This window comes from Allobosea sp., assembly GCF_048595345.1.
Taxonomy (GTDB): domain Bacteria; phylum Pseudomonadota; class Alphaproteobacteria; order Rhizobiales; family Beijerinckiaceae; genus Allobosea.
Genome location: NZ_JBMDWH010000202.1, coordinates 1 through 7015, shown reverse-complemented (window position 1 = coordinate 7015; position 7015 = coordinate 1). Strand labels below are relative to the sequence as shown.

At 62.0% G+C, this 7015-nt stretch carries 7 protein-coding genes; 4 read left to right on the top strand and 3 right to left on the bottom strand.

Going from position 1 to position 7015, the window contains the following annotated elements; genetic code table 11:
- The 3 genes from ACOJTB_RS17590 to ACOJTB_RS17580 all read left to right on the top strand — a co-directional run.
- Nucleotides 1-462, top strand: a 462-nt coding sequence (locus ACOJTB_RS17590) for an SDR family NAD(P)-dependent oxidoreductase (RefSeq protein WP_420103823.1), incomplete at its 5' end; no start/stop codon positions are given.
- 177 nt (nt 463-639) lie between these two features.
- Nucleotides 640-1878 carry an acyl-CoA dehydrogenase family protein gene (locus tag ACOJTB_RS17585; protein ID WP_420103822.1) on the top strand — a complete coding sequence of 413 codons (1239 nt, stop codon included), beginning with the start codon at nt 640-642 and terminating at the stop codon, nt 1876-1878.
- 110 nt (nt 1879-1988) lie between these two features.
- Nucleotides 1989-3191, top strand: a complete 1203-nt coding sequence (locus tag ACOJTB_RS17580; protein ID WP_420103821.1) for an FAD-dependent monooxygenase — start codon at nt 1989-1991, stop codon at nt 3189-3191.
- Between the two features lie 73 nt (nt 3192-3264).
- Here ACOJTB_RS17580 and ACOJTB_RS17575 read toward each other — a convergent pair whose 3' ends face one another.
- The 3 genes from ACOJTB_RS17575 to ACOJTB_RS17565 all read right to left on the bottom strand — a co-directional run bounded on the left by ACOJTB_RS17575 (nt 3265) and on the right by ACOJTB_RS17565 (nt 6726).
- Nucleotides 3265-4185: an alpha/beta hydrolase gene (locus ACOJTB_RS17575; protein ID WP_420103820.1), complete on the bottom strand. Its 921-nt coding sequence runs from the start codon at nt 4183-4185 to the stop codon at nt 3265-3267.
- Between the two features lie 308 nt (nt 4186-4493).
- Complete coding sequence (locus ACOJTB_RS17570) at nt 4494-5183, bottom strand: GntR family transcriptional regulator (protein ID WP_420103819.1); 690 nt, start codon at nt 5181-5183, stop codon at nt 4494-4496.
- A gap of 118 nt (nt 5184-5301) precedes the next feature.
- Nucleotides 5302-6726, bottom strand: coding sequence for a short-chain fatty acyl-CoA regulator family protein (locus tag ACOJTB_RS17565; protein WP_420103818.1), 1425 nt, complete (start codon nt 6724-6726; stop codon nt 5302-5304).
- Between the two features lie 83 nt (nt 6727-6809).
- On the opposite strand from ACOJTB_RS17565, the gene ACOJTB_RS17560 reads away from it, so the two are divergent.
- Nucleotides 6810-7015: carboxyl transferase domain-containing protein (locus ACOJTB_RS17560; protein ID WP_420103817.1), on the top strand; the 206-nt coding region annotated here is incomplete at its 3' end.

The window sequence follows — 7015 nt, the reverse complement described above, 5'->3', positions numbered from 1 at the left end:
GAGCAATGGCGGCAGATGATGGCGATCAATCTCGATTCGAATTTTTTGCTCGCCAAACAATTCGTGCCCGGCATGCGGGAGCGTCGATGGGGCCGCGTGATCAACACGACGTCAAATTCCTACGCGCAGGTTGCTCCCGGTCTTACCCATTATATCGCCAGCAAGGCCGGCGTGATCGGTTTCACGCGCGCGCTGGCAAGCGAAGTCGGCGCTGATGGAGTGACGGTGAATGCGATCGCCCCCGGATTCACGCGGACGCCGGGAACTCTCGCGCGGAAACCGAACTTCAACGGGATGACGTCCGAGCAGTTGTTCGAAGCTCATGCGAACCGTCAGGCGATTCCTCGCCCTTCGCGGCCCGACGATCTGGTCGGCATGCTGTCGTTTCTGATGAGCGATGACGCGGCCTTCATCACGGCACAAACGTTCTATGTCGATGGCGGACAGGTCAGGACGGGATGACCCGCTCTGCGCGTCATACGCGGTAGTCTTTCTGTATCGTGGCATAATTCTTATGCTGATTAAATTTGAATATCCCACACGCTGCATCAATATATATTATAAAATATAGTTTAAAACTATATAATATATCGCCGCCTGCACATAAATCGACAACATCTACTGGCTGAGGAAAGCCCGATGCTGAAGGTTCAAGGAAAGTCGGTTTTCGAAGCCGGGTCGCCCGGTTCGATCGCTGCTGCTCATGCGTTGGCGCCGACGTTGCGGCATTATGCTGAGGCCAACGAGCAAGCCGGCAGGCTTACGAACGAGGTGATGGGCTTGCTGCAGGAGGCCGGCCTGTTCGGCCTTCTGGCGGCGCGGTCCGTCGGCGGTCTGGAAGCGGAGCCGGTCGTTGCGCTGGAAGTCTACGAGGCCTTGAGCGAGGCGGATGCGGCTGCCGGCTGGGTCGTCATGGCCTGCAATGTCTCCATCGGATCTGCCTCCGGATATCTTCCCGATGCGGGAGCGCGCGAGGTCTTCGGTGCAGGCGTCCCGATCATTGCGGGCAATGGCGGCCCCTTCGGACGCGCCGACGTCGATGGCGAAGGGTTCCGGCTTTCTGGGCAGTGGAGCTATGGCAGCGGCGTTCTTCACGCGAGCTGGATCCACAGCGGAGCCAGGGTCTTCGAGAACGGCAAACCCCGCATCGATCCCCGGACGGGTCAGCCGGAGGTGCGAACCTTCATCGTGCCGGCCGCCAAGGCAAAGTTGCTGGGGAACTGGGACGTGGTCGGCCTGCGCGCGACCGGGAGTGTCGACTACGAGATGACCGACGTCTTCGTGCCAGAAGCGTTCACTCACTCGCCCGATGCGAATATGCCCGAGCGCGGTGGCGGCCTCTATCGTCTCGGCATCGTCGGTATGGCGCCGTTGGGGCACACTGCTGTTGCGCTCGGCGTGGCGCGCCGCGCCCTGTCGGAGCTTGCCGATCTCGCCGACTCGTCAGGCGGGCGCCCCTCCCGGCTGATGATCCAGGGCGGAGACGCCCCGTTTCAGGAGAGTTTCGGTCTGGCCGAGGCTCAGCTCAGAGCAGCGCGTTCCCTCTGTTACGAGGTCTGGCAAGACATCAGCGATACGGTCGGCAGCGGCGAGGCCGTTTCGACGAGGCAGTATACCCTGGCCCGACTGTCCTTGATCCACGCGACGAATGTTGCGGCCGACATCTGCACCTTTTCCCACAAGACTGCGGGAGGGGTATCGCTGCGCAACACGGCGCTGCAACGCTGCTTCAGGGATATGTTCGCGGCGACGCAGCACAGATTGGTCTCGAACTTCTTTGCCCGCGATTGTGCTCAGGATCTGCTGGGCTTGGCGGAGAACAAGGTCTGGGCGATCCGCGGCCTTGTGGACCGGCCCGCTGGAGCGGCGCCGCTCTAACTCGCCAGAGGCTCGATGCCGCCCGTTTAGGCGAGACCGGCCGGCCCGGCAGGCAGAGCGTCCGCGACCCTTACAGGCAAGAGCAAGCCGCTATGAACAGGAAGCCCCGAGTGGTGATCGTAGGTGGCGGGCTAGGCGGTCTTGCCGCAGCGCTTGCCATGCGTGGCACCTGCGACATCTCGGTCATCGAGCGTAGCGCTCAGTTCGGGGAAGTCGGGGCCGGGATCAATCTCTCGCCGAACGCGGTCAAGGTCTTGCGGGAACTGGGGCTGGAAGACGCCTTGCTGCGTTGCAGCTTCCAGCCTCGGCATCATGTCTTCCGCGATTGGCGAAGCGGTCGTTCGCTTTTCCGAGCCGACATCGGATCTGCTTACGAGACGCTTTTCGGTGCTCCGCATCTGAGCGTGCATCGCGCCGATCTGCACAATCTTCTCGCGGCGGAAGTTCCGACAAGGAATGTGCGCTTCTCAGCCCGTTGCCGGGAGGTGGTGCAACGACCGGACTGCGCCGTCGTGATGCTGGAGGATGGCGAAGAGATCGAGGCGGACGTCGTGATCGGTGCGGACGGTATTCGCTCGGCGGTGCGCGAAAGTCTCTTCGGGCCGGACCAGCCGCAGTTCACTGGCAATGCGGCCTGGCGTTTCACGGTTCCCACGGAGCGTCTTCCCCATCCCGTCGAGCCCGGCTTAACCAATTGGCTCGGCCCCGGTGGCCATCTGGTTCATTACTATGTTCGCGGCGGTGCGCTGCTGAACGTCGTCGCAGTTCATGAGACGGACGACTGGGCGGCCGAATCCTGGACCCTCCCAGGGGATCGAGCTGAAATGTCTCATGTCTTCGGTCAATGGAACGACAGGGTGACAGCTCTTCTCGGAAGTGCGGAGAACTGCTTCAAATGGGGCCTGTTCGACCGCCCGCCGCTTCAGCGTTGGTCGAAGGGGCGGGTTACGTTGCTCGGCGATGCCGCGCATCCGATGCTGCCCTTCATGGGGCAGGGGGCGGCGATGGCTCTGGAGGACGGGCTGTCTCTGGGGCTTCTGCTCTCTGCGCGCGATCGCAGCATCGAAGACAGCCTCGCCATGTATCAAGGCGCCCGCATTGCGCGGACGGCAAGGGTTCAGCGCGGTTCGCGTTCGCGCGCGCAAGAAAACCATCTTCGCTCGCCCTTTGCGCGCTGGGTACGAAACGCCAAGTTCAAGCTTCGGCAGTTCGCCAATCCGCATGCCACGTTGCACAATGGCGAATGGATCTATGGTTACGACGTCAGACAGGCGCTCGGCGAAGCGACCTGCGCCAGTTCCAGCGTCCGGTGAGCGCAGGAGCACGGTCGGCTCGCCGGTGTTGTCGTCACGCTGTCTTGCCGCCAAGCGTTAGAGGCCGGTCGCGTCAGAGGCGCAGTTCCGTCCGGATTGCGTCGCCTAACCAGCGGACCGCGGCGTTTGCAGGCTCGATGATGTCGATCATGCCAAAGAAGCCGTGGATCATGTCGTCATGAACGCGAAGAATTACCGGCACTCCGGCCTGCCTGAGCCGCTCCGCATACGCCATCCCGTCGTCCCGCACGGGATCATATCGCGCCACGCATAGGATAGCCGGCGGCAAGCTCCGCAGGTCTTGGGCAAGCAAAGGCGACACCAAGTGCTGGTGTCGCGACTCAGGGTTTGGAGCATATTGATCCCAGAACCAACTGACGTCGCCGGTCGCCAAGATCAAGTCTCCCGAACCGCATTCGCGATAGGATGAGCGGGTGAAATCCGCATGAAGGACAGGGTAGAGCAGCACCTGAAGCGCGATCGGCGGGCCGTTTTGATCTCGGGCCTTCAGAGCGCAGGCCGCCGCGAGATTGCCCCCCGAACTGTCTCCCATGACGATCAGCGGACCCGGGCCCTGGTCAGCCGCCCAGCAGAGAGCGGCATAGGCATCGTCCAGAGGCGCAGGATAGGGGTGCTCGGGAGCGAGCCGGTAATCCACGCTCGCCACGGTCATTCCGGTGACTGTCGCCAGCTCGCGGCAAAGCGGGGCGAACGTTTCCGGCGAGCCCATGATCCAGCCGCCGCCATGGACGAAAAGAATGGTGCCACACGGCTGTGAGAAAGGCTCGAAGAGGCGGACCCTGACCGGGGGCTCCGCCCCTTCAATGACGTGATCGACTTCGCGTCTGACAGCGCTGCCCCGGTCGGGCTGGAGAGCGGCTTGCAGGGCGTCATACCGACGACGCGCTTCCTCCACGCTTCCCAGATAGAAGGGCTTGACGCCGAGCTCGGCTCTTTTGCGAAGCATGTCGTCCAAGGCCGGAAAAAGTGTCACGGGCAGATTCCTGATCGCACGGCTGCGGTTCCAGTTTAGTTGGCCGGCGGCAGCACTAGGCATGTCGCGAGGCACGCTCGAGACGGCCCGCTTTCGCCTCGCCGTCCAACCTGCCTGAAGCCGCAATTCCAATTCCATATATAATATTCTAGAGTTTTAGAAGATCGACATCGTGAATATGTTGCGCTGTCGGGTACTGAGCTCCGTTACAGCCCCGAACGACCGGCCTCGTGAAGCGGACGCAAGCGCGGAAAATCCCGAAGTTTCGCGCTTTCGCCGGTCCGCGAGCAGAAGCGCACGAGCGTGGGTCAGTCTTCCGCCCCAGCCCCGGCCGCCGTCGAGTTTTCGCGCCCGGTCATGCGGGCAATGCGATCCGCAACGGCAAGCACGTGCCTTCGCATCGTCAGGACCGCGATTTCGGAATCGCGCGCCTCGATCGCTGCGATGATCGCCTCATGCTCGCGATGGGCGACTTTCAGACGTTCCATGAAAATCGGTGCAGCGGCCGTCGCGACAAGGAAGTCGCCGAGATCTCCCATCATTTCGGTCGTTTCGGCCAAGGCCGCCGATTTGATCATGCCGTGAATTTCGGAGTGGAAACGCTGGTTCAGCCGACGGTATTCTCGGGCGAGTTCCACTTCGTCGAGGCGGCCGCCGATCAGTTGGCCGATCTCGTGTGAGACGCTTTGAAGCCGTTTGACCTCTGCCGGTGTCGCCCTTTGGCAGGCCAAGCCGACACAGACGCATTCAGCTTCGGCGAGAAGCTTGTAAAAGTCGATCCGCTCCTGCCGATCATATTGGCGCGGAAAGCTCCCCACCTGGGGTGTGATGCTGACGAAACCCTCGAGTGCGAGCCGGCGAACCGCCTCCATGACAGGTTGACGGCTTACGCCAAGATCGGCCGCGATCGTATCGATGGGAATCAGCGTTTCGACGTCGAGTGCGCCGTCGAGCAAAAGCTGCTTAACGTGCTCGTAGACTTGAATTCCAAGGCCCATCTTCTGTCGTCGAAGCATCAGGGGGTACCGCCAATAGCTAAAACGCTAGAATGCCACAATTCGGACTCTTCGAGCAACCTGACGGCTGTGTCTCCGTCGTCGGTCTTTCGATGTGCCCTCATCGCACGAGGTAGGGCAATCCGTCCCGGCGGTCCGGATCGACAGCGACTGAACGGTGGCTGGGTGGAACGGCGCGCTGGAGGCAGTCTGCGCGTTCGCAGAGCCGACAGTTGATGCCGATGAATGCCGTGTCATCGCCGAGCTTGATCGCATCGGCGTAGACGAATTCGTCAGCGTAAGCGATCTCGCATCCAAATCCGATGGCATAACGGCTGCGGACTGCGTTGAAGCGTGTTTCTCCCTTGCTGATCGCCCGAGCGATCGACAGATATTGCCGGCCATCGGGCATCTCGGCGCGCTGGACGAGAAAACGGTCGGGTGCCTCGAATGCCTGGTGGATATTCCAGACCGGGCAGGCACCGCCGTATCGGGCAAACTGGAAGCGGGTCGCGCTGTGTCGCTTGGTGATGTTTCCCGCCCGGTCCACACGCAGGAAATACATCGGGACGCCTTGATCGCCCGGCCTCTGCAATGTCGAGAGCCTGTGGCAAATCTGTTCCAGACTTGCGCCGAAATGCGCCGCCAATCTTTCGACGTCATGGCGAACGCGCAGGGCCTCCCTCCGAAATGTGCTGTAGGGCAGGAGCAGGGCTCCCGCGAAATAATTGGTCAGAGCGGCAGCGCAGATCGCCGCGCTGTCCTGGTTCAGGAAGGTCGGCTGCGCGGCGAGCCGGTCGATAAGGTCGCCATGGCCTATTCGCGCGACATGGCGCGCGAGCGCGAATGCCTTCGTCGGGCGGCTGACGGACTCGTTCAATGTCAGGTGCCGAGCGGCCCGGTCGAGCCGGCTTACGAACGGGACAGGCGAGGTCGAAGGCGCCTCGACAACCGTGATGGCGTATCGAGAGGCGAGGTGTGCCTTCAAGCATTCGAGAGGGTCGCCAGGGGCGGTCGATAGCGCTCCCGCCAAGCTCTCGGCTTCGTGGTCGAGTTCGTCGATATAATTGCCGATGAAATGGAAATAGTCGCGCACCTCCTCGAACGCCGTTCCGGAGCGGGCGTGGTCTGACGAGCGAGACTCGGCAGCTTCGTCGAGCGCCCTGTAGCTCGCTTCCAGCGCCTGGTAACGGCCATGGAGATCCAGAAGGGCCTTGCTGATATGCGGCATTTGCACGGCAGCCGTTCGCAGCTCCCTTGCGGCGATGTCCAAGCTTCCGAAGACGGGGTCGGTCAGGGCTTCCCGCAGGTTCGCCGCAAGCTTGTCGCCGTGATCATCCGTGAAGGCAGACACATTCACCCGGAAAAGGCGAGCAAGATCGACCACAAGCGTGCCTGAGAGACTGCGCTGGCTCGCCTCGAGTTGACTGAGATAGCTCGGCGAAACGCCGAGGCGGCGCGCGAGAGCTGCCTGGGTCCACCCCCTCTCTTCACGCAGAGCGCGGATGGCGGGGCCGGCAAACAATTTCCGCTTAAGCTTAGCCATCCGCAAATTTGTAAACATTTCTGCATCGCAAATTTGCACGGAATGGCTTCTCACGCAAATTGCCCCTCTGTATCTGGGGCGCCATGAAAGACGTTCTCGAGCAGCTTGAATCGCGTCGCGAGGGGGCCCGCAAGGGCGGTGGCGAGAGGCGCATCGAGGCGCAGCACGGCAGAGGCAAGCTGACGGCGCGCGAGCGCATCGAGCTGTTGCTGGACAGGGACTCCTTCGAGGAGTTCGACATGTTCGTGCAGCAGCGCTGCGTCGATTTCGGCATGGACAAGGCCGAGAA

What these genes read in the sequence shown, in the direction of transcription:
- ACOJTB_RS17585 (WP_420103822.1), top strand. Translation starts at nt 640, where the DNA reads ATGCTGAAGGTTCAAGGAAAGTCGGTTTTCGAAGCCGGGTCGCCCGGT.
- ACOJTB_RS17570 (WP_420103819.1), bottom strand. Translation starts at nt 5,183, where the DNA reads ATGGGCCTTGGAATTCAAGTCTACGAGCACGTTAAGCAGCTTTTGCTC.
- ACOJTB_RS17565 (WP_420103818.1), bottom strand. Translation starts at nt 6,726, where the DNA reads ATGGCTAAGCTTAAGCGGAAATTGTTTGCCGGCCCCGCCATCCGCGCT.